This is a genomic window from Sphingomonas kyeonggiensis (assembly GCF_014204495.1).
GTDB classification, from domain to species: domain Bacteria; phylum Pseudomonadota; class Alphaproteobacteria; order Sphingomonadales; family Sphingomonadaceae; genus Sphingomonas; species Sphingomonas kyeonggiensis_A.
This window is the reverse complement of the sequence record NZ_JACHLN010000001.1, coordinates 543,555-567,979: the sequence shown is the minus strand read 5'-3', so window position 1 is coordinate 567,979 and position 24,425 is coordinate 543,555. Positions and strand designations below refer to the sequence as shown.

Annotated in this window: 24 protein-coding genes; 16 read left to right on the top strand and 8 right to left on the bottom strand. The window is 67.4% G+C overall.

Going from position 1 to position 24,425, the window contains the following annotated elements:
• Window positions 1–39 precede the first annotated feature (39 nt).
• Window positions 40–2,211: a type I secretion system permease/ATPase gene (locus HNP52_RS02810; RefSeq protein ID WP_311768386.1), complete on the top strand. Its 2,172-nt coding sequence runs from the start codon at window positions 40–42 to the stop codon at window positions 2,209–2,211.
• Entirely contained in the window at window positions 2,208–3,620 is a 1,413-nt protein-coding gene (locus HNP52_RS02805) for an HlyD family type I secretion periplasmic adaptor subunit (protein WP_184162171.1), read from the top strand. The genes HNP52_RS02810 and HNP52_RS02805 overlap by 4 nt, the downstream gene beginning before the upstream one ends.
• A gap of 47 nt (window positions 3,621–3,667) precedes the next feature.
• Here HNP52_RS02805 and gyrB read toward each other — a convergent pair whose 3' ends face one another.
• Window positions 3,668–6,199 carry a DNA topoisomerase (ATP-hydrolyzing) subunit B gene (gene gyrB, locus HNP52_RS02800; RefSeq protein WP_409372581.1) on the bottom strand — a complete coding sequence of 844 codons (2,532 nt, stop codon included), beginning with the start codon at window positions 6,197–6,199 and terminating at the stop codon, window positions 3,668–3,670.
• A 111-nt stretch (window positions 6,200–6,310) separates the two neighbouring features.
• On the opposite strand from gyrB, the gene HNP52_RS02795 reads away from it, so the two are divergent.
• Window positions 6,311–7,702, top strand: coding sequence for a M20/M25/M40 family metallo-hydrolase (locus tag HNP52_RS02795; RefSeq protein ID WP_184162168.1), 1,392 nt, complete (start codon window positions 6,311–6,313; stop codon window positions 7,700–7,702).
• 111 nt (window positions 7,703–7,813) lie between these two features.
• Here the strand turns inward: HNP52_RS02795 and recF are convergent, their stop codons facing one another.
• Window positions 7,814–8,959, bottom strand: a complete 1,146-nt coding sequence (recF, locus tag HNP52_RS02790) for a DNA replication/repair protein RecF (RefSeq protein WP_184164930.1) — start codon at window positions 8,957–8,959, stop codon at window positions 7,814–7,816.
• A gap of 76 nt (window positions 8,960–9,035) precedes the next feature.
• Between recF and HNP52_RS02785 the strand changes: the two genes are divergently transcribed.
• Entirely contained in the window at window positions 9,036–9,785 is a 750-nt protein-coding gene (locus tag HNP52_RS02785) for a hypothetical protein (protein WP_184162164.1), read from the top strand.
• Between the two features lie 15 nt (window positions 9,786–9,800).
• Here HNP52_RS02785 and HNP52_RS02780 read toward each other — a convergent pair whose 3' ends face one another.
• Complete coding sequence (locus tag HNP52_RS02780; RefSeq protein ID WP_184162160.1) at window positions 9,801–10,565, bottom strand: Coq4 family protein; 765 nt, start codon at window positions 10,563–10,565, stop codon at window positions 9,801–9,803.
• 155 nt (window positions 10,566–10,720) lie between these two features.
• Between HNP52_RS02780 and HNP52_RS02775 the strand changes: the two genes are divergently transcribed.
• Both HNP52_RS02775 and HNP52_RS02770 read left to right on the top strand, forming a co-directional pair.
• Window positions 10,721–10,939 carry a helix-turn-helix transcriptional regulator gene (locus HNP52_RS02775; RefSeq protein ID WP_184162158.1) on the top strand — a complete coding sequence of 73 codons (219 nt, stop codon included), beginning with the start codon at window positions 10,721–10,723 and terminating at the stop codon, window positions 10,937–10,939.
• Window positions 10,932–11,570 carry a hypothetical protein gene (locus tag HNP52_RS02770; protein ID WP_184162155.1) on the top strand — a complete coding sequence of 213 codons (639 nt, stop codon included), beginning with the start codon at window positions 10,932–10,934 and terminating at the stop codon, window positions 11,568–11,570. The genes HNP52_RS02775 and HNP52_RS02770 overlap by 8 nt, the downstream gene beginning before the upstream one ends.
• A gap of 189 nt (window positions 11,571–11,759) precedes the next feature.
• Here HNP52_RS02770 and dnaN read toward each other — a convergent pair whose 3' ends face one another.
• Window positions 11,760–12,872: a DNA polymerase III subunit beta gene (gene dnaN, locus HNP52_RS02765; protein ID WP_184162153.1), complete on the bottom strand. Its 1,113-nt coding sequence runs from the start codon at window positions 12,870–12,872 to the stop codon at window positions 11,760–11,762.
• Between the two features lie 151 nt (window positions 12,873–13,023).
• On the bottom strand, window positions 13,024–13,626 hold the full coding sequence (locus HNP52_RS02760; RefSeq protein ID WP_184162151.1) for an outer membrane protein: 603 nt from the start codon (window positions 13,624–13,626) through the stop codon (window positions 13,024–13,026).
• A 309-nt stretch (window positions 13,627–13,935) separates the two neighbouring features.
• On the opposite strand from HNP52_RS02760, the gene HNP52_RS02755 reads away from it, so the two are divergent.
• Together HNP52_RS02755 and HNP52_RS02750 are read left to right on the top strand one after the other, a co-directional pair.
• Complete coding sequence (locus HNP52_RS02755) at window positions 13,936–14,583, top strand: histidine phosphatase family protein (protein ID WP_184162149.1); 648 nt, start codon at window positions 13,936–13,938, stop codon at window positions 14,581–14,583.
• Window positions 14,580–15,044 carry an invasion associated locus B family protein gene (locus tag HNP52_RS02750; RefSeq protein ID WP_184162147.1) on the top strand — a complete coding sequence of 155 codons (465 nt, stop codon included), beginning with the start codon at window positions 14,580–14,582 and terminating at the stop codon, window positions 15,042–15,044. The genes HNP52_RS02755 and HNP52_RS02750 overlap by 4 nt, the downstream gene beginning before the upstream one ends.
• 334 nt (window positions 15,045–15,378) lie before the next feature.
• Here the strand turns inward: HNP52_RS02750 and HNP52_RS02745 are convergent, their stop codons facing one another.
• Together HNP52_RS02745 and HNP52_RS02740 are read right to left on the bottom strand one after the other, a co-directional pair.
• Entirely contained in the window at window positions 15,379–15,801 is a 423-nt protein-coding gene (locus HNP52_RS02745) for a DUF4168 domain-containing protein (RefSeq protein WP_184162145.1), read from the bottom strand.
• Window positions 15,802–15,906: 105 nt separating this feature from the next.
• A complete protein-coding gene (locus tag HNP52_RS02740; RefSeq protein ID WP_184162143.1) occupies window positions 15,907–16,785 on the bottom strand; it encodes a LysR family transcriptional regulator in 879 nt (292 codons plus the stop codon).
• Between the two features lie 93 nt (window positions 16,786–16,878).
• Between HNP52_RS02740 and HNP52_RS02735 the strand changes: the two genes are divergently transcribed.
• The 8 genes from HNP52_RS02735 (at window position 16,879) to HNP52_RS02700 (ending at window position 23,988) form a co-directional block, all read left to right on the top strand.
• Window positions 16,879–17,814: an NAD-dependent epimerase/dehydratase family protein gene (locus tag HNP52_RS02735; protein ID WP_184162141.1), complete on the top strand. Its 936-nt coding sequence runs from the start codon at window positions 16,879–16,881 to the stop codon at window positions 17,812–17,814.
• Window positions 17,815–17,842: 28 nt separating this feature from the next.
• Window positions 17,843–19,051 (top strand): 23S rRNA (adenine(2503)-C(2))-methyltransferase RlmN, encoded by a 1,209-nt coding sequence (gene rlmN / locus HNP52_RS02730; RefSeq protein ID WP_184162139.1) that lies wholly within the window; start codon window positions 17,843–17,845, stop codon window positions 19,049–19,051.
• The gene (locus HNP52_RS02725; RefSeq protein ID WP_184162137.1) at window positions 19,048–19,950 is read left to right on the top strand and encodes a hypothetical protein; all 903 of its coding nucleotides are present in this window, start codon (window positions 19,048–19,050) and stop codon (window positions 19,948–19,950) included. The genes rlmN and HNP52_RS02725 overlap by 4 nt, the downstream gene beginning before the upstream one ends.
• 6 nt (window positions 19,951–19,956) lie before the next feature.
• A complete protein-coding gene (locus HNP52_RS02720) occupies window positions 19,957–20,379 on the top strand; it encodes a GNAT family N-acetyltransferase (protein WP_184162135.1) in 423 nt (140 codons plus the stop codon).
• A gap of 42 nt (window positions 20,380–20,421) precedes the next feature.
• On the top strand, window positions 20,422–21,180 hold the full coding sequence (locus tag HNP52_RS02715; protein ID WP_311768385.1) for a sulfite exporter TauE/SafE family protein: 759 nt from the start codon (window positions 20,422–20,424) through the stop codon (window positions 21,178–21,180).
• Window positions 21,181–21,197: 17 nt separating this feature from the next.
• On the top strand, window positions 21,198–21,890 hold the full coding sequence (locus HNP52_RS02710) for a cytochrome b/b6 domain-containing protein (protein WP_184162133.1): 693 nt from the start codon (window positions 21,198–21,200) through the stop codon (window positions 21,888–21,890).
• Window positions 21,887–22,624: a molybdopterin-dependent oxidoreductase gene (locus tag HNP52_RS02705; RefSeq protein ID WP_184162131.1), complete on the top strand. Its 738-nt coding sequence runs from the start codon at window positions 21,887–21,889 to the stop codon at window positions 22,622–22,624. Before HNP52_RS02710 ends, HNP52_RS02705 begins: the two co-directional genes overlap by 4 nt.
• Before the next feature lie 101 nt (window positions 22,625–22,725).
• Window positions 22,726–23,988, top strand: a complete 1,263-nt coding sequence (locus HNP52_RS02700; protein WP_184162129.1) for a cyclopropane-fatty-acyl-phospholipid synthase family protein — start codon at window positions 22,726–22,728, stop codon at window positions 23,986–23,988.
• On the opposite strand, the gene HNP52_RS02695 is transcribed toward HNP52_RS02700, so the two are convergent.
• Window positions 23,976–24,395: a DUF1801 domain-containing protein gene (locus HNP52_RS02695; RefSeq protein ID WP_184162127.1), complete on the bottom strand. Its 420-nt coding sequence runs from the start codon at window positions 24,393–24,395 to the stop codon at window positions 23,976–23,978. The genes HNP52_RS02700 and HNP52_RS02695 overlap by 13 nt on opposite strands.
• Window positions 24,396–24,425: the final 30 nt, after the last annotated feature.

The window sequence follows — 24,425 nt, the reverse complement described above, 5'->3', positions numbered from 1 at the left end:
TGGGGGCAGCGAACAACCGGCTGACGGTACTCAAATGTTGTGCGCGTAACGCGTTCGGGGGGATTTGTGATCGAGGGGGAGAAAGCCGCGTCGTCGGCTTCGCTGGATGCATTCGTGCTTGTCGCCCGCTTTCTGGGGGTGCCCGCAGATCCTGCGCAGATTGCCCATGAACAGGGGCAGGGGACGGACTTCCGCCTTGAAGGGCTTGCGCGTGCCGCCAAGCGCATCGGCATCGTCGCGCGCATCCAGTCCAGCGCCATCCGCGATCTGATCAAGCGCCCGCTTCCCGCGCTCGCCGAGCTCGAGGACGGCGAAGCCGTGATCCTGCTCAAGGTGGACGAGAGCGAGGAGAAGCGGCGGCTGCTCGTCCAGCGCGGCGGCGCGGCGGCGCCGGAGATCTGGAGCGAGGACCAGTTCGCCGCCGACTTCACCGGCCGCCTGCTGCTGATGACCACGCGCGAGGCGATCGCGGGCACGGGCCGGCCGTTCGACATCAGCTGGTTCATCCCGGCGCTCGTCAAATATCGCAAGCCGCTGCGCGACGTGCTGATCGCCTCCTTCTTCCTGCAGCTGATGGGGCTGGTCTCGCCGATCTTCTTCCAGCTGGTGATCGACAAGGTGCTGGTGCACCAGTCGCTGTCCACCCTCGATGTGCTGGCGATCGGCCTGGCGGTGGTGCTGACCTGGGAGACGGCGCTGTCGGCGCTGCGCAATTGGCTGTTCGCGCATTCGACCAATCGCGTCGATGCCGAGCTCTCCTCGCGGCTCTTCCGGCACCTGCTCAACCTGCCGCTTTCCTATTTCGAAGCGCGCCGCGTCGGTGACAGCGTGGCGCGGGTACGCGAGCTGGAGCGGATCCGCGAGTTCCTCACCTCCAACGCGGTGACGGTGGTCATCGATCTCTTCTTCACCATCGTGTTCTTCGCGGTGATGTATCTCTACAGCCCGATCCTGACCTTGATCGTGGTGCTGTCGATCCCGCTCTACGCGGCGATCTCGATCCTGATCACGCCGACGCTGCGGGCGCGCCTCGACGAGAAGTTCCGGCGCGGCGCGGAGAATCAGGCGTTCCTCGTCGAGAGCGTGACGGGGATCGGGACGCTGAAGGCGATGGCGGTGGAGCCGCAGATGCGCGCGCGCTGGGAACGGCAGTTCGCCGGCTACACCCAGACCGGCTTCTCGGTGATGACGCTGGCCAATTGGGGCAGCCACGGCATCCAGCTCGTCTCCAAGCTCACCACCGTCGCGATCCTCTATTTCGGCGCGAAGCAGGTCATCGCGGGGGACCTGTCGGTCGGGGCGCTCGTCGCCTTCAACATGCTGTCGGGGCGGGTCGCGTCGCCGATCCTCCGGCTGTCGCAGCTGTGGCAGGACTTCCAGCAGGTGCGCATCTCGGTCGATCGGCTGGGCGATGTGCTCAACGCGCCCGCCGAACCCGAGCACAACCCCAATCGCGCCAGCCTGCCGGCGATCCGCGGCGACATCCGCTTCGATGCCGTGCGCTTCCGCTATCGGTCCGACGCGCCGGAGGCGCTGCGCGGGGTCGCGCTGGAGATCGCCGCGGGGCAGACGCTGGGCATTGTCGGGCCCTCCGGATCGGGCAAGTCGACCCTGACCAAGCTCGTCCAGCGGCTGTACGTGCCGGAGCAGGGAAGGGTCCTGGTCGATGGCGTCGATCTGGCGCTGGTCGATCCGGCATGGCTGCGCCGCCAGATCGGCGTGGTGCTGCAGGAGAACATCCTGTTCAACCGTTCGGTCCGCGAGAATATCGCGCTCACCGATCCGACCCGGCCGATGGAGCAGGTTATCGCCGCCGCGCAGATGGCCGGCGCGCATGATTTCGTGCTGGAGCTGCCGCACGGCTACGACACCGTGATCGACGAGCGCGGCGGCAACCTGTCCGGCGGCCAGCGCCAGCGCCTCGCCATCGCCCGCGCGCTCGTCACCGATCCGCGCATCCTGATCCTCGACGAAGCCACCAGCGCGCTCGATGCCGAGAGCGAGGAGATCATCCAGCGCAACCTCGGGGTCATCGCCAAGGGGCGCACCGTGATCATCATCGCGCATCGCCTGTCCGCGGTGCGCCAGTGCGACCGGATCGTGACCGTCGAGGCGGGAGCGCTTACCGAGGACGGCGATCATGACAGCCTGATCCGCGCGGGCGGGCGCTACGCGCAGCTCTATGCCAAGCAGATGGGAGTCGCGCTGTGAGCTTCGCGGAGCGTTTCCCCAATCTCGCGCATCACTGGCAGGTCCTGCGCACCGCCTGGCGGATGGAGAGCGAGGCAAAGGCGCGGCGTCGGCCGAAGCTCGACCATGAGTTCCTGCCCGCCGCGCTCGAGATCATCGAGAAGCCGCCGAGCCCCGGCCTGCGCTGGCTGATGCTGCTCCTGTGCTCGCTGTTCGGCGTGGCGCTGCTCTGGTCGTGGATCGGCAAGGTCGATACCGTCGCCGTCGCCACCGGCAAGGTCGTGCCGTCCGCGAAGATCAAGATCATCCAGCCGATCGAGATCGGTGCGGTCCGCGCGATCCATGTCCGCAACGGCCAGCGCGTGAAGCGCGGGCAGCTGCTGATCGAGCTGGATCCGACGCTCGCCGGCGCGGACGATGCCCAGGCGAGCCAGGGCCTGCTCTCGGCACGGCTCACCCAGGCGCGCAGCGATGCGCTGGTGCGCTATCTCGCGACCGGGCACCTGGCCTATGTCCCGCCCGCGGGGACGCCGGCGGCGGCCGCGGCGACGCAGGCCGGCCTCGCCAGGGCTGCGGTCGCCGAATATGAAGCCGAGCGCGCCAGCCTTCAGGAAGCGCGCGCGCAGAGCAGCGCCGATCTCGCCGCGGCCAATGCCGAGCTCGCCAAGCTCCTGCAGACGCTGCCGCTGGTCGACAAGCAGCTGGAAGGGCGGCGCACCCTGACCGACAAGGGCTATTATTCGCGGCTCAAGCTGCTCGAATATGAGCAGCTGCGCGTCGAGCATGTCCAGAACATCGCGGTGCAGCGCAGCGCCGCCGCCAAGGCACGCGCGGCGATCGCCAATACCGATGCGCAGATCGCCCGGCTGCGCGAGACCTTCGGCAAGGCGGCCTTCTCCGACCTTTCCGAAGCCGAGGACAAGGGCGCGGTGGCGAGCGAGGAAATCCGCAAGACCCTGCGGCGCCGGCAATATCAGGAGCTCCGCTCGCCGGTCGACGGGGTGGTGCAGCAGCTGGCGATCCACACCGTGGGCGGCGTCGTCCAGCCCGCCCAGCCGCTCCTGGTGATCGTGCCGTCGGCGGACGAAGTCGAGGTCGAGGCGCAGATCCTCAATCGCGACATCGGCTTCATCCGCGAGGGGCAGCCGGTGCGGGTGAAGCTGGAGGCGTTCCCATTCACCGATTATGGCCTGATCGACGGCGAAGTGGCGTCGATCAGCCGTGACGCCATCGAGGACGAGAAGCGCGGCCTGATCTACGCGGTGCGCGTCCGCCTGAAGCGTCGCACGATCGCGATAGGGGGCCGGGAGATGCCAATCGGCCCTGGCCTTGCCGTACAGGCGGAGATCCGGACCGGCGAGCGCCGGATCATCCAGTATCTCCTGTCGCCCATCGCCGAGACCATCGACGAGGCCGGGCGCGAGCGCTGATTTTCACAAGGCGGGCGCGGGCGATTCCAGCCCGCGCCCGGCCCGGATCAGACGTCCAGGTTGGCCACGCTCAGTGCGTTCTCCTGGATGAAGTCGCGGCGCGGCTCGACCACGTCGCCCATCAGCTGGGTGAAGATCTCGTCGGCGACATCGGCCTGGTCGATCTGCACCACCAGCATCGAGCGGTTTGCCGGATCGAGCGTGGTTTCCCACAGCTGCTCGGCGTTCATCTCCCCAAGACCCTTGTAGCGCTGGATCGACAGGCCCTTGCGGCCCGCCGCCAGGATCGCGTCGAGCAGTTCGCTCGGGCGCGCGACCAGCGTCTCGCCCTTGGCGGCGGCGACCAGTTCCTCGCCATCCTCGGCTGCCGGCGCGGCAACCTCCTCGGTCGCGGCGGTCTTTGCCGGCACCAGCTTGGCGAGCACCGCATAGCTCTGCGCCTGCTCGGCGGCGAGCGTGTGGAGCTTGCGCCCTTCGGCCGAGACCAGGAACGCCGCCTCGATGATGTGGTGATCGGTCACGCCGCGCCACAGCCGCTCGAAGTGGAAACCGCCATCCTCGGTCACGCGGGCGCTCCAGCGCGCATCCTCGTCGGTCTGGTCGAGCCGGCGGGTCACCGCGCCCAGCCGCTCGTCGCGCTGCTCGCGGCTCGCGTCCGGATCGAACGCGCCGGCCAGCGCCAGCGCCTCGACGATGTCGGGTGCATAGCGGCGCGGCACGTAGCGCATCAGGGTCCGCATGCGCCGGGCATGGTCGACCAGCTTCATCAGCTCCTCGCCGAAGATCGGGCCTTCATGCGTCTCGAGCCGGGTGAGGCCCACGCCGCCTTCGACCAGATACTGGTCGAGCGCGGTATCGTCCTTCAGATACACTTCGCTGCGGCCCTTGGTCGCCTTGTAGAGCGGCGGCTGGGCGATATAGAGGTGCCCGGCCTGGATGATCTCGGGCATCTGCCGGTAGAAGAAGGTGAGCAGCAGCGTGCGGATATGCGCGCCGTCCACGTCTGCGTCGGTCATGATGACGATCTTGTGGTAGCGCAGCTTCTCGATGTTGAAGTCGTCGCGGATGCCGGTGCCCAGCGCCGTGATGATCGTGCCGATCTCGCGGCTGGCGAGCATCCGGTCGAAGCGCGCGCGCTCGACGTTCAGGATCTTGCCGCGCAGCGGCAGGATCGCCTGGAACTGGCGGTCGCGGCCCTGCTTCGCGGAGCCGCCTGCCGAGTCACCCTCGACGAAGAACAGTTCGGACTTGGCCGGATCGCGCTCCTGGCAGTCGGCAAGCTTGCCGGGCAGGCTGGCGATGTCGAGCACGCCCTTGCGCCGGGTCAGCTCGCGCGCCTTCTTGGCGGCTTCGCGGGCGGCGGCAGCGTCGATCACCTTCTGGATGATCGTCTTGGCGTTGGCCGGGTTCTCTTCGAGATACTCGGCCAGCTTGTCCGCCATCAGGCTCTCGAGCGGCTGGCGCACTTCGGACGAGACCAGCTTGTCCTTGGTCTGCGAGCTGAACTTCGGATCCGGCAGCTTGACCGAGACGATCGCGGTCAGGCCTTCGCGCATGTCGTCGCCGGTGAGCGTCACCTTCTCCTTCTTCAGCATGCCGCTCTTGTCGGCATAGCTGTTGATCGTGCGGGTCAGCGCCGCGCGGAACGCCGCGAGGTGGGTGCCGCCATCCCGCTGCGGGATGTTGTTGGTGAAGCAGAGGACGTTCTCATAATAGGAGTCGTTCCACTCCAGCGCCACGTCGATGGTCACGTCGTCGCGGGTGCCGGCGATCGCCACGGGATCGGGCATCAGCGGCTGCTTGTTGCGGTCGAGCCACTTCACGAAGGCCGCGATGCCGCCCTCGTAATAAAGCTCGACTTCCTTCACTTCCTCGTGCCGCGCGTCGCGCAGGAACAGGCGCACGCCCGAATTGAGGAAGGCCAGCTCGCGATAGCGGTGCTCGAGCTTGTCGAAGTCATATTCGATCTGGTTGCGGAAGGTGCCGCCGTCGCCCGGGGCCTTTTCGGTCGAGGCGAGGAAGGTCACGCGCGTGCCCTTCTTGCCCTCGGGGGCCTTGCCGATCACCTTGAGCGGCGCGGTCGCGTCGCCATAGGCGAAGCGCATCCAATGCTCCTCGCCGTCGCGCCAGATGTTGAGGTCGAGCCACTCGGAAAGCGCGTTGACCACCGAGACGCCCACGCCGTGCAGGCCGCCCGATACCTTGTAGGCGTTGTCGTCGCTGGTGTTCTCGAACTTACCGCCGGCATGGAGCTGGGTCATGATGACTTCGGCCGCCGAGACGCCTTCTTCCTTGTGGATGCCGGTCGGGATGCCGCGGCCATTGTCCTCGACCGAGACCGAGCCGTCCGCGTTCAGCTGGATGATGATCTTGTCGCAATGCCCGGCCAGCGCCTCGTCGATCGCGTTGTCCGAGACCTCGAACACCATGTGGTGGAGGCCCGAACCGTCGTCGGTGTCGCCGATATACATGCCGGGGCGCTTGCGCACTGCGTCCAGTCCCTTGAGGACCTTGATCGAGTCTGCGCCGTAGCTGTTCTGGTTCGGGGTATTTTCGGGAGTGGTGTCGTCGCTTGCCATGCCCAGCATATAGGTATTGGCGTCACGAAACGGAAGCAAAATGGCGCTTTGCCCGCGCGGGGAAACATGATGAATTGTGGACGAGATTCCGGGGCGGAAAAGGGGCGGTCGATGAAGCGTTTGGCGGTGGGACTTGCGGTGCTGCTGGCGTCTTTCCCGGCCCAGGCCCAGGACAATGAAGCGCTGCGTTCGCTCTATCAGGAACTGGTCGAGACCGACACCAGCATCACCACCGGTAGCTGCACCGCGCTGGCCGACAAGGTCGAGGTGCGGCTGCGCGCGGCGGGGTATGGCGATGCCGACATCACCCGCTTCGCGGTGCCCGATCATCCCAAGGAGGGCGGGCTGGTCGTCGTCCTGCCCGGCACGTCGAAGACGCTGAAGCCGATCCTGCTGCTCGGCCATATCGACGTGGTAGCCGCCAAGCGTGAGGACTGGACCCGCGATCCGTACAAGCTGGTCGAGGAGAAGGGCTATTTCTGGGGTCGCGGCACCGCCGACATGAAGGCGCTGGATGCGATCTGGATCGACACGATGCTCCGCCTCAAGCTCGGCAAGGCGAAGCTCAAGCGCACGCTCAAGCTGGCGCTCACCTGCGGCGAGGAGACCAGCTGGGCGTTCAACGGCGCCAAGTGGCTGGCCGAGAACAAGCCCGATCTGATCGCCGCCGAGTTCGCGCTCAACGAAGGCGGCGGTGGCCGCACCGACGGCAAGGGCAAGCTGCTCACCGCCAACCTCCATGTCGGCGAGAAGACCGCGGTCAACTACCGGATCGAGGCGACCAATCCCGGCGGTCACAGCTCCGCGCCGGTGAAGGACAATGCGATCTACGAGCTGTCCGACGCGCTGGTGAAGGTCCGCGAGTTCGAATTCCCGCTGATGATGACCGATACGACCAAGGCCTATTTCGCCCGGGCCGGCGCGGCGCGCGGTGACGACATGGGCAAGGCGATGATCGCGCTCGCCGCCAATCCGGGCGACAAGGCGGCCGAGGCGATCGTCAACACCGACAAGGCCTTCCACTCGATGCTGCGCACCACCTGCGTGGCGACCTTGATCGATGGCGGCCATGCCAACAATGCGCTGCCCCAGCGCGCCGGTGCCAACATCAATTGCCGCATCTTCCCCGGCGTGTCGGCGGAAGCGGTGCGCGACGAACTGGTCCGGGTGATCGCCGATCCCCGGATGACGGTGACCCTGCCCGAGCTGCGCGGCCCGCTCGCCCGGCCGGTGCCGCTCGATCCGAAGATCGTCAAGCCGATCGAGAAGCTGCTGGCGAAGCATCGCCCCGGCGTGCCGCTGGTGCCGATGATGTCCACCGGCGCTACCGACGGCGTGTTCCTCGAGGCGATCGGCATTCCCTCCTATGGCCCGCCGGGCACTTATTCCGACCCGGATGGAAACGGTACCCACGGGCTCAACGAGCGGCTCGCGGTCGACGCGCTCTATTCGGGCCGCGCCTTCCTGTTCGAGCTGGTGACAGTTCTCGGCAATCAGGACTGACGCTATCCAATTAACCTGCTCCCCGGCGAAGGCCGGGGCCCAGGGTTTCTCTGCCGTGTCGCTCGTGACCCTGGGCCCCGGCCTTCGCCGGGGAGCACCTGGTATCCTCAGCTACTCGACCGAAACCGCCCCATCGCTGACCCGATACCGCGTCGCACCCCCGGGAACCGCCTCGAACAAGGCCGGCTCGGTCCCCGTCATCCACACCTGCCCGCGGCCTTCCAGCCGTTCGAACAGTGCCGCACGCCGGCCCGGGTCGAGATGCGCCGCGACTTCGTCGAGCAGCAGGATCGGTGCGCGGGCCACGCGCTCGGCGACCAGCTCGGCATGGGCGAGGACGAGCCCAAGCAGCAGCGCCTTCTGCTCGCCGGTGGAGCAGAGATGCGCCGCCTGATTCTTCCCCAGATGCGTGACGAGCAGGTCGGCGCGGTGCGGACCCGCCAGCGTGCGGCCCGCCGCCGCGTCGCGCCGGCGACCGGCCGCCAGCTCGCGGGCGAGCGCGTCGGCATCGCCTTGCCAGCCTTCCAGTGCCAGCCCCGCCCGCGCGAACGGTCCCTCGGGCTGCGCCGCCAGCCGCTCGGCCAGCGCCACGACCAGCGCACGCCGGGCGGCATCGATCGCCGCGCCATGCTCGGCCATCCGCGCCTCGAGCGCGGTCAGCCAGTCGGGGTCTGGCGCGGCATCCTCCGCCAGCAGCCGATTGCGCTCGCGCATCGCGGCTTCGTATCGGGTCGAATGGTGCGCATGGCCGGGGCTCAGCGCCAGCGTCAGCCGGTCGAGGAAGCGCCGCCGCTCGCCCGCCGCATCGACGAACAGCCGGTCCATCGCCGGGGTCAGCCACAGAACGCTAACCCATTCGGCCAGGCTGGTGGCGGCGGCGGTCGCGCCGTTGATCCGCACCAGCCGCCGTTCGGGCGCGCTCGCCTGGGTGCCGGTGCCTATATCTACAAGCCCCTCCCCTTCAGGGGAGGGGTTGGGGGTGGGGGAAGTCTCACCGAGTGCGCCGCGCCTGGGCATTGCGGGAGGGGCTGTCAGCCGCGCCGCCACGCCGAACCCGCCGCTGCCGCCCTGCCGCGCCATCTCGGTCAGCGGCGCGCGGCGCAGGCCCCGGCCGGGGGCGAGCAGCGAGAGCGCCTCCAGCACATTGGTCTTCCCCGCGCCATTCTCGCCGCTCAGCACCACGAAGCCGGGCCCGGGCACGAGCACGGCGTCTTCATGGTTGCGGAAGTCGGTCAGGACGAGGCGGGACACTGCCATTCCCCGCCGATAGCCGCTATTGCCGCCGCGCGCGACATCGCGGATGATCGCCGGCGTCGAATAAGGGGGTTCCACCATGCGTACCAAGCTGTTCCTTGCCACGATCCTGGCGCTCGCGCCGATGCCGGCGCTGGCCGACGTCACCGCGCGCTACAATGCCGGCGGCAAGGAGCTGGTGATCGAAGTCGATGACGGGGGCAATTCGCGGCTCGACGTCGGCGGCAAGTTCACGATCATCCACCGCGACGGCGTCGACTATATCGCCGTCACCGACAAGGAAGGCACCAAGGTCTTCGAGCTCCAGGCGATGGTCGATCTGGTCAAGGGCTTCATCCCCAAGAGCGAGGATCCCAAGGCCAAGGAGTTCCAGTTCGGCATCGCGCCGGGCACCGCCGCAGTCGTCGCCGGCCAGCAGGGCGAGGCGTGGAAGCTGCTGATGCTCAAGGGCGACGAGGCTTCGAAGAAGAAGCATATCGAGATGGTGGTCAGCGCCGACCCCAGGCTCACGCCCGTCGGCAATGTGTTCCGCCGCGCGATCGACACGGTGAACAGCTTCTTCGGTGCGATGTTCCCCGAGGAGACCGGCTTCTCCGCGCGTCTGACCGAGCTGTTCGCCAAGGGCACGCCGCTGCGCGTCACGCCGATCGAGGAAGGTGCGGCCAAGCAGGACGGCCCGCTGATCGAGTTCAAGTCGCTCGACACCGCCGAGATCGACGCCAAGCATTTCGAGCTGCCCGCGCCCGTCACGTCGGCCGACGAGATCTTCGGTGCGATGGACGCGCTGATGAAGCCGAACGCCGGCGGCGCGATCAAGGACCTGCCGTAAGCAAGGGCGCGGGGTTTAGATCCCCTTCAGGCCGGCCGCTTCCAGGCTGGCCTGCGCCTTGCGGTACCTGACCGGATCGCCGATGTTCAGCCGCTTGCGGACCTGATCGAGCGGCTCGGCGAGCAAGGTCTCATAGTCCTCGCCGTGCAGCCACTGCGCGGCCTTGCCGTGGCGATAACCCTCGATCACGGCCTTGAAGAAATCCAGCTTGCGGGTGATGCGGATGCTCTTGAGCGCCGCGCCCATGCCGATGAACCCCCAGCCGAGCCCACCGGTCTGCGCATAGGAGAAAGCGACCAGGCAGGCCTCGCCCAGATGCTCGTCGGCCTGGTAGCCGGTGATCACGTGCCACAAATCGTGGATGTCGCGCTCGCGCCGGCCCATCCAGGCATAGGGATGCTGGATGTCGGCATTCTGGAACGCGCCCTCGGCCATGCTCACCGCGACCAGCCCGTCGGCCGAATAGCCGGTCGAATCGAGGAAGTTGCGATAGGCCGCGCCCACCGTGCCCTCGGCGAAGCCCTCGATCCAGGCGCGGTCGCCCAGCCGCTCGGCCATCTCGACATGCTGGAAGGCGATCCGCCCGCCATTGGGCATGGTCAGCAGCTTGCGATAGCTCTTCTGCGTCGCGTCGCCATTGAGCGCGCGCATGATCCGGAAGACCTGCTCGGTATCGTCGCCATTGGCGAGCAGCCGCCCCAATGCACGGAACGCGGTGCCCCATTCCCGCTTCATCGGGATGCCGGGGTTGAAGACCTGCGGGGCGGGCTGGGTGGCCATATGCGATTCCTTACTGACAAGAGTGTCAATACAGGAGTCGGGTTAAGGAATCAATGCTGCCGTAGCGGAAACCCGGATGACAAGAGTTCTTGACAGCTGCCACCGAGGCATGACAAGAACTCTTGTCATATGGTACAGAGTTCTGGACACCACGCATGAAGAACCGGCTGCGCGTGTTGCGGGCCGAGGCCGGCCTCAGCCAGGGCGATCTGGCCGGGCTGCTCGGCGTTTCGCGCCAGACGATCAATGCGGTCGAGACCGACAAATACGACCCGAGCCTGCCGCTGGCGATGCGGCTTTCGAAGATCTTTGGAGTGCCCATCGATGTCATCTTCCTCGACGACTGGACCCCGCCCGAGCTCCCCAATGGCTAGTTCCGGGACCCGCCGCCGGCTCGTCCGCGCCGCGGTCGGCGCCGTGTTCGGTCTCGTTCTCGGCTTCGCCGCCGGGCAATTCGGCCTGTTCGACTGGATCGAGCAAATGCCGGGCGAGGACATCGCCTCGACCGCGCTCGCCGCGCTGCTGCTGCTCCTCGGCCTGTTCGCGCTCGTCGCTGCGTCGAGCAGCACGCTCTATCGCCGCATGGCCGAGAATTATCAGGAGGGCGATCCGCTCGACGGCACGGTGCTGCGCTATCTGCGGCTGAACGGCATCGGCCTGCTCCTCGGCGCGGCGCTGCTGCTCGCCCCGCCGCTCGCCGTCCGCTTCGGCTATACCGGCGATGCGGCGATCCCGGTCGCGATCGGCCTCGCCGCGCTGCTCGCGCTCCAGGTCTGGCTCAACGCCCGGATCCGGCGCGGCAGCGACGAGCTCACCCGTGCCGCGCTGGCCGAGGCGTCGATCGGCAGCTTCTGGCTGTCCCAGCTCGGCCTGTTCGGCTGGGCCGCGCTCGCCCGGCTCGGCCTGGTCGGCGAGGTCAGCCTGTGGACGCTGATGACGCTCTCGACGGCGATCTACATGGTCGTGTCGATCATCGCGGCGATCCGCCGGGGCATGTTCGCCTGACGCGAGGGTCTTCTTCTTGCTCCCCTCCCTGAAAGGGAGGGGTTGGGGGTGGGTTGCGAGCGTAGCGAGCCCTGCTCGCCGGTGGTGATAAAAGAAAAGGCCGGGCATCGAGCCCGGCCTTTTCTAACCCACCCCTGACCCCTCCCTTGCAGGGAGGGGAATGGCGACAGGCTCAACCCTTCAGCAGGCTTACACCCGCATCGGCATCAGCACGTACAGCGCCGGCGACTTGTCGTTCTCGCGGATCAGCGTCGGCGCCGCGGCGTCGGCCAGATGGACTTCGACCAGGTCGCCTTCGATCTGGTTGAGGATGTCCATCAGGTAGCGGCTGTTGAAACCGATCTCGAAAGGCAGCGCGGCATAGTCGCCCGGCACTTCCTCGGCCGCCGCGCCATTCTCGGGGCTGGTCACCGACAGGATGATCTTGTCGCGCTCCAGCGCCATCTTCACCGCGCGGGTCTTCTCGGTCGCGATCGTCGAGACGCGGTCGACGCCTTCCATGAAGCTCTTCGGATCGAGCTTGAGCAGCTTGTCGTTCCCCGTCGGGATCACGCGGGTGTAATCCGGGAAGGTGCCGTCGATCAGCTTCGAGGTCAGGATCGCCTGGCCCAGGTCGAAGCGAATCTTCGAGGCCGAGAGCGAGACGCCGATCGAGCCGTCGACTTCCTCGAGCAGCTTGCGCAGTTCGCCCACGCACTTGCGCGGCACGATCACGCCCGGCATCGCGTCGGCGCCGTCCGGACGCGCCACGGTGACGCGGGCGAGGCGGTGGCCGTCGGTGGCGGCGGCGCGCAGCACCGGCGTCGCCTCGTCGACGACATGCAGGTAGATGCCGTTGAGATAATAGCGCGTCTCTTCGGTCGAGATCGCGAAGCGGGTCTTGTCGATGATCTGCTTGAGCGTCTCGGCCGGCAGCTCGAACACGGTCGGCAGCTCGCCCTCGGCGATCATCGGGAAATCGTCGCGCGGCAGCGTCGACAGCGTGAAGCGCGCGCGCCCGGCATTGACGGTGATGCGGCCTTCCGCGGCGGTCAGCTCGACCTGCGCGCCCTCGGGCAGCTTGCGCACGATGTCGAACAGCGTGTGCGCCGGCACGGTGATCGCACCCGGCTGGTCAACCGCCGCCGAGATCGTCTCATCGATCTGCAGGTCGAGGTCGGTCGCCATCAGGCGCAGCGCGCCGCCCGGCTGTGCCTCGATCAGCACGTTGGAGAGAATGGGGATCGTGTTGCGCCGCTCGACCACGGACTGGACGTGGCTCAAGCCCCTCAACAGAGTTGCGCGTTCGATCGTCGCCTTCATCAAGAACCCCCGGGGCAGCTATCGCCCGAATCTGAACCCGCTTGCGGGAATTTTCCGGACCATACCCTTAACGGTAAAAAGGGCCGGAGCAAGCGCTCCGGCCCTATAGTTCACACCTTAAATGCGTAGTTAATGCGTCGCGGCAGCGATCTTAGAAGCGCACGCCCACGCCGCCGAGCACCTGGTGGCGCTTGGCATCGATGCCGGCATCGTCATCCTTGTACTGCGAATAGCGGTATTCGCCCTTCAGATAGACCTTGTCGTTGAGCTTCACTTCGGCGCCCGCGCCCAGGCGCCAGCCATCGACATTGTCGTCGAAGCGAACGTCGGTGGTGCCGGAGGTGTAGCGGCTGTTGAGCTTGGCGTTGGTGTAGCCGCCCTTGGCATAGATCAGGGCGTTGCCGCCCACGGTGAAGCCGGCGCGCGCGCCGACATAAAGGTCGCGGCCGGTGCTCAGCCGGGCGCTGTCGCCGGCGACGATCACATTGTTCTTGGTGCGGCGCGCGGTCGAGCCGGTGATTTCGCCTTCGACGCCCAGCACGGCGCTGCCGGCCTGGAAGTCATAGCCGATCTGGCCGCCATAGAGCGCGCCGTCGACGCCGCCCGTATTGTCGCCCTTCACATGGTCCCAGCCGACCACGGCTTCGGCGCGCGGGCCGGTGAAGCCGGCATCGGTGCTCTGGGCGAAGGCGGGGGCGGCAAAGGCGGTGCCGGCGAGCAGGGTCGCGGCGGCGGCGATGAACTTGGTACGCATAACGGAACTCCTTGGGTACGCACCCATGCTGTCCGGCATGGGCAGGGTTCAAAACCGGGGGAGGCCCGCGCTGTTTCATGAACCCCAGATAAACAACAAAAAGCGTGACTTACGGGCAACAGGTCAGGCGCCTGTCGCGCGGTCAGACCGATGCGTCGCTTGTGTTGGACATGGTACCTCCCTCTTTTCGTTGCGCCCCGAACGGGGCTGGTGTGGTAGTGAACTACCGCACCTGATCGGGAGATGAACCAAAGGGGGCGCAAATTGGGCACTTGCCTTTCCGCTGCCATGCGGGCTTGTGAGCAAGTGATGACGACCCAGCGCAAAGGCCGCGATTTCATCGCCCGCCACGGTGAGACGGTGTTCAACATCGCCCGCCGCATGCAGGGCGATCATCCCCATACCCCGCTGACCCGCGCCGGCTTCGCCCAGGCCGATGCGATGGGCGCGGCGTTGCGCGAGATCCTCGGGCCGAAGCCGAAGCTCACCCTGTGGTCGTCGAGCGCCGGCCGCGCGCTGCAGACGCTGGCGGTGATCGCCGAGCATCTCGAGCTCGACTGGCACCAGGCCCGCCACGACGACCGGCTGGTCGAGATCGGCATGGGCGAATGGAGCGGGCGTTATTATGCGGACCTGATGGACGAGGCGCCCGGCTTCCTCGACATCGAGCACGGCCTTTACACCCGCCCGCCGCCGGGCGGCGAATGGTATGACGGCATCGCGGTGCGCGTCTCGTCCTGGCTCGCCGATACCGACGCGGATCCGGGCGACCGGCTGGTGATCATGCACGGCATGTCGAGCCGGGTGCTGCGCGGGGTGATGACCGGCCTGCCGGTCTCGCCCCTCTTCGGCGCGCCGGTCGCGCCCGACCTGCCCCAGGGCTCGGTGGTCAGGATCGAGGGCGGGGTGGAAACGGTGGTCCATCTCGGCACCGGGCGCGGCGCCGCCCCGGCATGAGCGCGCTGGCGCTCCTTCTCCTGTTGCAGGCGCAGGCGCGCACCCCGCTCGGCACGTTCGACAGCTGGGGCGCCTTCCGCGATTCCTCGCCGCTGCGCTGCTTCGCCATCGCCCAGCCGGTCGAGAAATATCGCGAGGCGAAACCCTTCGCCAGCATCGCCAGCTGGCCACGCGACGGGGTGCGCAACCAGCTCCATATCCGCCTGAGCCGCACCCGTGCCGCCAATGCCCGCGTCACCCTGTCGATCGGCGAGCGCCGCTTCGAGCTCCAGGCCGGCGATGCCGATGCCTGGGCGCCCGATGCCCGCACCGATGCCGCGATCGTCACGGCGATGCGCGCGGGGCGCAGCATGAGCGTGGAAACCGTCGGCGCAAACGGCGCGCCCTTCGCCGACAGCTACGCTCTCAAGGGTGCGGCGACGGCGATCGACGCGGCGGCGCTGGGGTGTGCGGGGCGATAAGGATTCCCCTCCCTGCAAGGGAGGGGTTAGGGGTGGGTTAGAAAAGGCCGGGCTCGATGCCCGGCCTTTTCTGTTTAGGGATGCCGTCTCGCTGGGCGCCTCCGGAAGACCGGAGGCGCAACCCACCCCCAACCCCTCCCTTGCAGGGAGGGGAGTAAAGAGGGGCGCCAATATCCCGAGCTGCTCCCCGGCGAAAGCCGGGGCCCAGGGTTTCTCTGCCGGATCGCTCTATTACCCTGGGCCCCGGCTTTCGCCGGGGAACCGCCAAGGAAAAACAAAAAAGCGGACCGCTCCCAAGGAAGCGATCCGCCACAGTGTCCGTAGTGACAATCGTTTACGGCTGCTTCGCCGCCGCGCCGCCGCCCGAGGCCGCGAGCTTGTCGGTCGCTGCCTTCTGGATGCGCTGGTTGAGCGCCGCGTCGCCCTGCATCGCCTGGCCGATCGCGTTGAAGCGCTCCGAGGTGAGGCCAGCCGAGGAAGCGGCGGCCGCCATCTTGGCGCCCTTGTCGGCTTCCGGCGTGGCGGTGTCCTTGCGGATCTTCTCGATCTCGAGCGCGGCGGTGGCGAACTGGCCCACCTCGGCGTCGGTCACCGATGCGTTGGTCGCCGGCGCGGCTGCGGCAGGCGCCGCCGGGGCGGCCTGCTGTGCCGCGGGAGCGTCGGGCGTTGCCGGAGTCGTCTGCGGCGCGTCCTGCGCCATGGCGGCCGGGGCGATCGCCAGCGTCGCGCCGGCAAGAAGGGTTGCGATAAGCTTCATTACTGCACTCCAAAACTCACAAGAACTCGCCCCCAGGAACGCAAGGCTGGGGTCCCGGGATGCATGGCTGCAAGCAAAGCGCGGTGTGTCGTGGCCTGTGCGGGGCTAGCCGAGATAGGCCCTGAGACCGTTTACAAGCGCGTCGAACACCGTCCGCACCCGTGCCAGCCCGCGCAGATCCTCATGGCAGACCACCCAGGTCTCTAGGGGAAGTTCGAAGTCCGGAAGGAGGCGCACCAGTCCGTCGCGCACGCCGATCGGCACCTGGCACACGCCGATTCCCAGCCCCGCGCGGATCGCGGCGAGCTGGGCATGGTCGCTTTCGGCGCGGAAGCTGAAGTCGGCGATGCGGACGGGAAAGTTCGCTTCCTGCACCTGGCGGAGCATCGCCGAGTCGCGCTCGGGCCCGATCAGCCGGTGCCCGGCCAGTTCCTCGAAGCGTGTCGGGAGGGGGCGTCCGGCCAGGTAGTCGGGGTGGGCGTGCACACCCAGATTCACCGCGCCGATCCGCCTGGCGACCAGCGCTTCCTGCTTCGGCGGCACCATCCGCACTGCCACGTCCGCCTCGCGGCGCAGCACGTCCTCGTTGCGGTTGCTGGGGCTCAGTGCAATCACCAGACGCGGATGTTCGCGCTGCACCGCGCGCAGGATGGCGGGGAGCACCTCCACCGCGATCACTTCGCTGGCGGTGATCCGCACCGTGCCGGCCACTTCGTCGGGCGCGGCGGAGGCGGTGCGAACAAAAGCGTCCGAAGCGAGTGCCATGGCGCGGGCGTGCTCGTGCAGCGCCATGCCCCTCTCCGTGGGAGTGAGCCCGCCGGGCGAGCGAGTGAACAGCGCCGTGCCCAGCGCGGCCTCCAGTGCGAATATCCGCGTACGAACCGTCGGCTGCGCAACGTTCAGCCGTCTGGCCGCGCCGGACAGGCTCCCCGTCTCCAGCACCGCCAGGAAGGCGCGCTGCTGCTCCCAATCCACCTCGCTCATCAATTTCTTATAAGCGGCCTGCCAAGGTTCGACAATTTTCTTCTAGGCCGGATTTGGTCATCCCCGTCACCATTGGGAACATTGGAGGACGGAATGGACAGGACGGCTTTGGTGCTCGGCGCGACCGGCGGGGTGGGGGGCGAGACTGCCCGGGCACTGCGCGCGCATGGCTGGAAGGTACGCGGGCTGGTCCGCGGCCTACGCCCCGGGCTCGACCCGAATATCACGTGGTTCGAAGGGGATGCGATGCATCGCGGCGATGTGCTGGCCGCGGCCAGGGGCGTCGATGCGCTGGTCCATGCGGTCAATCCGCCGGGCTATCGCGACTGGGGCAAGCTGGTCCTGCCGATGATCGAGAGCAGCATCGAGGCCGCCTGGGCCAATGACGCGCGGCTCGCTCTGCCGGGCACGATCTACAATTACGACCCCGCCGCACAGCCGGTCGCCCGGGTCGACTCGCCCCAGCAGCCGGCCACCCGCAAGGGCCTGATTCGCAAGGCGATGGAAGCACGAATCGAGGATTCCGGGGTCCGTGCCCTGATCCTGCGCGCCGGCGACTATTATGGCCCAAAGCCCGGCAATGGCTGGCTCTCCCAGGGCATGATCACCCCGGGCAAGCCGGTCGGTGCGGTCACCTATCCGGGGTCGAAGGGCGCGGGCCATGCCTGGGCCTATCTCCCTGATGTCGCAGAGACTTTCGCCCGGCTGCTCGATCGCGAGGCCGAGTTGCCGCGCTTCGCCCGCTATCATTTCGCCGGCCACTGGGACGGCGACGGCACCCAGCTGGTGGCGGCGATCGGCGCGGCTCTGGGTCGCACGGTCAAGGCAAAGCCGCTCCCCTGGGCCCTGCTCCCGCTCGCCGCGCCCTTCAATCCGACGATCCGCGAGCTGCTGGAAATGCGCCCCTTCTGGCGCCACCCCATGCGGCTCGATAATCGCGAGCTGGTCGCCTTTCTCGGCGAGGAACCCCGCACCGATCTGGTCGAATCGCTTCGCGTTACGCTCAAGGGGCTGGGGTCACTGGAATAATCGCGCAAGATCGACTATGTGCGCGGCCATGCAGACAGCCTCGGCCGCGCCCATGCCCATTCCCGGGCACATCGATCCCGTGCCCGTGCCCCGCCCCGCGGTGGTGCGCGAGGACGGCCGTACCGACCTGATCGGCCTCACCCGCGATCAGATGCGCGCGGTGCTCGCCGATGCCGGGCTCGAGCCCAAGCAGGCCAAGCTGCGCTCCAAGCAGATCTGGCACTGGATCTACAATCGCGGCGCCACCGAATTCTCGGTGATGACCGACATCGCCAAGGCCCAGCATCCGTGGCTGGAAGAGCGGTTCGTGATCGGCCGCCCCGAAGTGGTCGAGGCGCAGGTCTCCACCGACGGCACGCGCAAATGGCTGCTCCGCTCGGCCGACGGCCAGGATTACGAGATGGTCTTCATCCCCGATGCGGACCGCGGCACGCTCTGCGTCTCCTCGCAGGTTGGCTGCACGCTCAACTGCCGCTTCTGTCACACCGGCACGATGCGGCTGGTGCGCAACCTCACCGCCGGCGAGATCGTCAGCCAGGTGATGCTGGCGCGTGACGCGCTCGGCGAATGGCCGAGCCAGCCCGAGGGGCGCATGCTCACCAACATCGTAATGATGGGCATGGGCGAGCCGCTCTACAATTTCGACAATGTCCGCGACGGCCTGTCGATCGTCATGGACGGCGATGGCCTGGCGCTGTCGAAGCGCCGCATCACCCTGTCGACGTCGGGCGTGGTGCCGATGATGGCCCGCGCCGGCGAGGAGATCGGCGTGAACCTGGCGGTGTCGCTCCACGCGGTCACCAAGGAAGTCCGCGACGAGATCGTGCCCTTGAACCGCAAATACGGCATCGAGGAGCTGCTCCAGGCCTGTGCCGACTATCCCGGCGCCAACAATGCCCGCCGCATCACCTTTGAGTATGTCATGCTCAAGGACAAGAACGACAGCGATGCCGAGGCGCGCGAGCTGGTCCGTCTGCTCAAGAAATATGATCTGCCCGCCAAGGTGAACCTGATCCCGTTCAACCCCTGGCCCGGCGCGCCCTATGACACCTCCACGCCCGAGCGTGTCCGCGCCTTCTCGAACATCATCTTCGAGGCGGGTATCTCGGCGCCGGTGCGCACGCCCCGTGGGCGCGACATCGACGCCGCCTGCGGCCAGCTCAAGACCGCCGCCGAGAAGAAGAGCCGCGCCCAGCTCGACCGCGAGGCCGAGGAGAAGATGGCGGCGCTCGGGTGAGCCTGTCCCTGGAAGCGGCGCTGGCGGAACTGCGCGGCCTCCAGGTCACGCTCAACGAAGCTGCCGCCGAAGCCCAGGAAGTGGAGGAAGGCGACGAAGCCGAATGGCTGGCCCAGCGTCTGCTCGAGCCGGACTATTGCACGCGCCTGTCGGTCGCCGATCTCGGCGGCGCGCTGGCGGTGGATTATCGCGGCTCGGAATATGAAGGCTGGGGCGAGTTCCTCGACCTGCTCGGCCGGCCGGGGGTCGCGCGCCACATCGTCCAGCTGCGCATTTCCGGGCCGGACGAAGGCGCCAATGGCCTGAAGGAATGGGATTTCGCCCCGCTGATCGAAGCGGACCCCGATTTCTCCCGGTTGCGCGCCTTCCAGGTCGCGATCTCCGATCCCGGCGATCACAACCAGGCCTGCATCACCGACGGTCAGCTCCCCGCGCTGATCGCCCGCATGCCGGCGCTGCGCACGCTCGAATTGCCGCAAGCGCCCGAGCCCGGCTTCTTCGCGCTCGACCTGTCCGAACTCCGCCGCATCCGCACCGGCGGCGACTGGGACACCCGAGGTTTCGTCGGCCATCTCGCAGAGGCGACCCGATTGCCGGCGCTGGGTTTCATCGACTTCGCCGACTCGAGCGCACCATTCATGTCGCTACAGTCTGCTCAGGCGTCGGAATGGGATTCGACGCCCTTCGCCGACTATGAGCGGCTGTTCCGCTCGCCGGTGCTGGAGCGCGCCTGGGGCATCCGACTGCGCAACACCCGGCTCACCGAAGCGGAATATCGGGCGCTGGCAGCGATCCGCCCGAAATGCCAGTTCAGCGTCGTACTCGCGTCGCCGCACGTATATGTCTCGCATTGGGGGACGAGCGACTTCCCCTATCGCCATCTGCTGCCGTTCGGCTGAGTGGAGGTGCGCGTCGAGATCGAGCGCATTGCCAGTCTTGATCCGGCCCTGCTTGCCGGATGCGATTTCGGCTTGGGAACGTCAGGCAGGGCCTATCCCTTCGACAACGCCTTCGCGGTGCCCAGGGCAGCACGGATGCTCGCGCTGGCCCGGGTCGATGGCCAGGTCGCGGGCTACATTGCCTGCACGCGCGACGGCGATTCGGTCGAAGTGCGCCGCATCGAGATCGATCGCGCCCGGCGCGGCCAGGGCGTGGGGCAATGTCTGCTCGGCGAAGCCCGGGCCTGGGCCGGTGAGCAGGGCCTGTCCGCGCTTCGCCTCGAGACGCTTGCCGACAATCCCGAGGCGGGCCGCTTCTTCGCGCGCCATGGCTTTGTCCGCACTCAGGCGACGGACGCGCTGCACTGGCATCTGCCGCTCCAGCCCTAGAAACGCCTCGACAAACGCCGGCCGTCACGGGAAGGGGGCCCAGTGCTGGACCTTTCCGACCTGATCCTCGCCGCCGTGGCCGGCACGCTGGGCGGCGCGATGAACGCGCTGGCGGGAGGCGGCACCTTCGCCACCTTGCCCGCGCTGATCGCGCTCGGCCTGCCCTCGAACATCGCCAACGCCACCTCGAACGTCGCGCTGCTGCCCGGAGCCGGCGCAAGCGCCTGGGCCTATCGCGACGAGCTGGCCCCGGTCGGCGGCATGCCGGTGCGGGTGCTGGCCGGGATCACCTTTGCCGGCGGGCTGGTCGGCAGCACCTTGCTGGTGCTTACTCCCACCCGCGCCTTCGACCTCATCATCCCCTGGCTGCTGCTGTTCGCGCTGGTGGTGATGATCTTCGGCAAGCGCGCCTCGGACTGGCTGCACGCCCGCGTCACCATCGGCCCGCGCACCCTGGTGACCGCGCAGAGCCTGCTGGGCGTCTATGGCGGCTATTTCGGCGGCGGGGTGGGGCTGATCACCACTGCGGTCTACGGACTGCTGGCGGCGGCCGACCCGCGCTCGCTCTTCTCGATTCGCACGCTGATGCTCGCCGTCGCCAATTTCGCCGCGGCCTTCATCTTCATCGGCATGGGGATGGTGCGCTGGACCGCCTGCCTGCCGATGCTGCTCGGCGGCATCCTGGGCGGCTGGCTCGGCGCCTGGGTCGGCAAGAAGCTGTCGCACCGGCTGGTGCGGATCTGGACCTTGCTGGTGACTGCTGGCACCACCATTGTCTTCTTCATGCGCGCCTACGGATGATGCGCTAGGGAGGGACCATGCAGGTCTATCGCCACCGGCTGATCACGCGCCTCTGGCACTGGCTCAACGCGCTTGCCGTGCTGGTGATGATCCCCAGCGGGCTGATGATCTTCAACGCCCATCCCCGGCTCTATTGGGGCAATTACGGCGCCAATTTCGACCATGCCTGGCTCAAGCTGCCGCAATGGCCCGGCTGGCTGACCCTGCCTTCCACCTACGACCTGGCCGGTGCGCGGCACTGGCACCTGGCCTTTGCGCTGGTGCTTGCCTTCTCGCTGCTGGTCTATCTGCCCTGGAGCCTGCTCAACCGCCACATCCAGCGCGACCTGCGCATCCGCGGGGCCGAGCTGGCGCCGGCGCATCTCGCGCAGGATCTCGAAGCGCACTGGCAGCTGCGCTTCCATGATCCCGCCGATCCGAAGGCGTACAACATCTTCCAGAAGGCCAGTTACGCCGGGGTGCTCTTCATCCTGCTGCCCCTGCTGATCTTCACCGGCCTCGCGCTGGCGCCGGGCATGTGGCCCTGGCTGGCCGACATGTTCGGCGGGCGGCAATCGGCGCGCTCGCTGCATTTCATCGCGATGGCGCTGCTCAGCCTGTTCACGGTGGTGCATCTGACGCTGGTGATCCTCGCCGGTCCCGTCAACGAGGTCCGCTCGATGATCACCGGCTGGTGGAAGGCGCCCGAGGACATGGGGGAAGCGGCATGATCACCCGGCGCGGCCTGATCGTCTCCGGCGGTGCGACCCTGCTCGCCGGCTGCGATGCCTGGACGGGCAGCCCGCTGCTGCTCGATGCCGATGAAGCGCATCGCTATCTTCAGCGCGCGGTGGTCGGTCGCGGCGCGCTCGCCGCCGAGTTCCGTCCCGAGCAGCGTAGCCCGCGCTTCCGGACCAACGGCACCAACAACCCCAACACGCCCGAGTACAACGCGCTCGCCGCCAATCGCTTCGCCGACTGGCGCCTGCAGGTGGGCGGGATGGTCCGGCAACCATTGTCGCTCAGCCTCGCCCAGCTCCGCTCGATGCCCCAACGCGCCCAGATCACCCGCCACGACTGTGTCGAGGGCTGGAGCGCGATCGGCAAATGGCAGGGGCCGCGGCTGGAGGAAGTGCTTCGCCTCGCCGGTCTGCAGGACGGCGTCCGCTATATCGTCTTCCACTGTGCCGACGTGTTCGGCCAGCGCCGCATTCCCTACTACGAGTCGATCGACCTGGTCGACGCCTTCCACCCCCAGACCATCCTCGCCTGGTCGATGAACGATGCGCCGCTCGGTGTCGGCCACGGCGCCCCGCTGCGCCTGCGGGTCGAGCGCCAGCTCGGCTACAAGCACGCAAAATACGTCATGCGCATCGAAGCGGTGGCCAGCCTGGCCGGAATCGGCCGGGGCAAGGGCGGCTTCTGGGAGGATATCGCCGGCTATGAATGGTACGCCGGCATCTGATTGTGTCGGATTCTTCGCAGGTGCGGAAATATTGCGGAAATCCCGTACATCCCTAAGGTGCCTATGGGGGGCTGTTAACCCTGGATGGTGGTGACGGCTAAATGGCGTTGATTGATCGTTTTTTCGCACGCGCAATCAAGCGCGGACAACTGACCGTCATCCACGCGGATGGCACGCAGCGGGTTTTCGGTGAACCGGACGCCACACTCAAGCCCGTAACGGTCCGTTTCGGAGCACGCGCGGTGCGCCGCATCCTGCGCGATCCCTCGCTCGGCGCTGCCGAGTCGTTCATGGACGGCGACATGGTCATCGAGCATGGCGACATCTTCGACATGGTGGTGCTGTTCGCCGCGAACAATCTCTGGGAGGACAATAGCTCGGCCCTGTCGCCCAGCGCCTTCAAGGCGGTGCTGGACAAGCTGCTGTTCCGCATCGGGCGGATCAACATGCAGCACCGCTCGAAGAAGAACGTCGCGCACCATTACGACCTTTCGGGCAAGCTCTACGATCTCTTCCTCGATACCGATCGCCAATATAGCTGCGCCTATTTCAGTGGGCCGGGCATCAGCCTCGAGCAGGCCCAGCTCGACAAGAAGGCGCATATCGTCGCCAAGCTGGCGATCGAGCCGGGCATGAAGGTGCTCGATATCGGCTGCGGCTGGGGCGGCATGGCGCTCTACATCCACCAGAAGACCGGTGCCGAGGTGCTGGGCGTCACTCTGTCCGAGGAACAGCTCAAGGTCGCCCGCCAGCGCGCGCTCGATGCGGGCGTGGCGGACAAGGTGAAGTTCGAGCTGATCGACTATCGCAACCTCGCCGGCCAGTTCGATCGGATCGTTTCGGTCGGCATGTTCGAGCATGTCGGAACGCCGCATTACCGCACCTTCTTCCGCAAGGTGCGCGAGCTGCTGACGCCGGAAGGCGTGATGCTGCTCCACACGATCGGCCGCGCCGGCGGCCCCGGCGTCACCGATGCGTTCACGCTCAAGTACATCTTCCCCGGCGGCTATATCCCGGCGCTGTCGGAGATCGCCAAGGGCTATGAGGGGCTGCGCTACTTCATGACCGATGTGGAGGTGCTGCGCCTCCATTATGCCGAGACGCTCCGGCACTGGTACGAGCGCGCCGTCGCCTCGCGCGATGCGATCGTCGGCCTGTACGACGAGCGCTTCTACCGGATGTGGTGCTTCTACCTGGCCGGCTGCCATGTCAGCTTCCAATATGGCGGCCTGGTCAACTACCAGCTGCAATTCTCGCGCTCGCGCGACGCGTTGCCGCTCACCCGCGATTACATGTTCGAAGGCGAGCGCGCGCTGCACGAGCCGCACAAGGTGACCCTGCGCCAGGCCGGTCAGGCGGGGTAGGTCGCGTCCATATGGGCAATGGCGGTGCGGGCGATCTCCTCCAGCACCGCCAGGTCCACATCGGCAAGTTTCCGGACATAGAGGCAGCTCTTGCCGGTCCGGTGCTTGCCCAGCCGGGCGAGCAGCGGTTCCTGCTCGGGCTTGCCGGTCAGCACATAGAGCACCGTCTCCGCCTTGCGCGGCGAGAAGCCGATCCGGCACATCTCGCCCGAATGGCCGCTGTCATAGGTGTAGCGATAGCTGCCGAAGCCGATGATCGTCGGCCCCCACATCCGGGGTGCCTCGCCGGTCAGCCGCCGCAGCATCTCGCAGACGATCTCCGCATCGGCGCGCCGCACCGGATCGGGCACCGCAGCGATGAAATCCGCCGCCTTCACCTCGGTCGCCCTGGTCTTCAGCTCGGCCATTCGCCCCTCCATGTCCGTCGGGCATAGCAT

Excerpts from the sequence above, each read along its gene's own strand:
- gyrB (WP_409372581.1), bottom strand. The coding sequence starts at position 6,199 with ATGGCAAGCGACGACACCACTCCCGAAAATACCCCGAACCAGAACAGC.
- HNP52_RS02795 (WP_184162168.1), top strand. The coding sequence starts at position 6,311 with ATGAAGCGTTTGGCGGTGGGACTTGCGGTGCTGCTGGCGTCTTTCCCG.
- recF (WP_184164930.1), bottom strand. The coding sequence starts at position 8,959 with ATGGCAGTGTCCCGCCTCGTCCTGACCGACTTCCGCAACCATGAAGAC.
- HNP52_RS02785 (WP_184162164.1), top strand. The coding sequence starts at position 9,036 with ATGCGTACCAAGCTGTTCCTTGCCACGATCCTGGCGCTCGCGCCGATG.
- HNP52_RS02780 (WP_184162160.1), bottom strand. The coding sequence starts at position 10,565 with ATGGCCACCCAGCCCGCCCCGCAGGTCTTCAACCCCGGCATCCCGATG.
- HNP52_RS02775 (WP_184162158.1), top strand. The coding sequence starts at position 10,721 with ATGAAGAACCGGCTGCGCGTGTTGCGGGCCGAGGCCGGCCTCAGCCAG.
- HNP52_RS02770 (WP_184162155.1), top strand. The coding sequence starts at position 10,932 with ATGGCTAGTTCCGGGACCCGCCGCCGGCTCGTCCGCGCCGCGGTCGGC.
- dnaN (WP_184162153.1), bottom strand. The coding sequence starts at position 12,872 with ATGAAGGCGACGATCGAACGCGCAACTCTGTTGAGGGGCTTGAGCCAC.
- HNP52_RS02760 (WP_184162151.1), bottom strand. The coding sequence starts at position 13,626 with ATGCGTACCAAGTTCATCGCCGCCGCCGCGACCCTGCTCGCCGGCACC.
- HNP52_RS02755 (WP_184162149.1), top strand. The coding sequence starts at position 13,936 with ATGACGACCCAGCGCAAAGGCCGCGATTTCATCGCCCGCCACGGTGAG.
- HNP52_RS02750 (WP_184162147.1), top strand. The coding sequence starts at position 14,580 with ATGAGCGCGCTGGCGCTCCTTCTCCTGTTGCAGGCGCAGGCGCGCACC.
- HNP52_RS02745 (WP_184162145.1), bottom strand. The coding sequence starts at position 15,801 with ATGAAGCTTATCGCAACCCTTCTTGCCGGCGCGACGCTGGCGATCGCC.
- HNP52_RS02740 (WP_184162143.1), bottom strand. The coding sequence starts at position 16,785 with ATGAGCGAGGTGGATTGGGAGCAGCAGCGCGCCTTCCTGGCGGTGCTG.
- HNP52_RS02735 (WP_184162141.1), top strand. The coding sequence starts at position 16,879 with ATGGACAGGACGGCTTTGGTGCTCGGCGCGACCGGCGGGGTGGGGGGC.
- rlmN (WP_184162139.1), top strand. The coding sequence starts at position 17,843 with ATGCAGACAGCCTCGGCCGCGCCCATGCCCATTCCCGGGCACATCGAT.
- HNP52_RS02710 (WP_184162133.1), top strand. The coding sequence starts at position 21,198 with ATGCAGGTCTATCGCCACCGGCTGATCACGCGCCTCTGGCACTGGCTC.
- HNP52_RS02705 (WP_184162131.1), top strand. The coding sequence starts at position 21,887 with ATGATCACCCGGCGCGGCCTGATCGTCTCCGGCGGTGCGACCCTGCTC.
- HNP52_RS02700 (WP_184162129.1), top strand. The coding sequence starts at position 22,726 with ATGGCGTTGATTGATCGTTTTTTCGCACGCGCAATCAAGCGCGGACAA.
- HNP52_RS02695 (WP_184162127.1), bottom strand. The coding sequence starts at position 24,395 with ATGGCCGAGCTGAAGACCAGGGCGACCGAGGTGAAGGCGGCGGATTTC.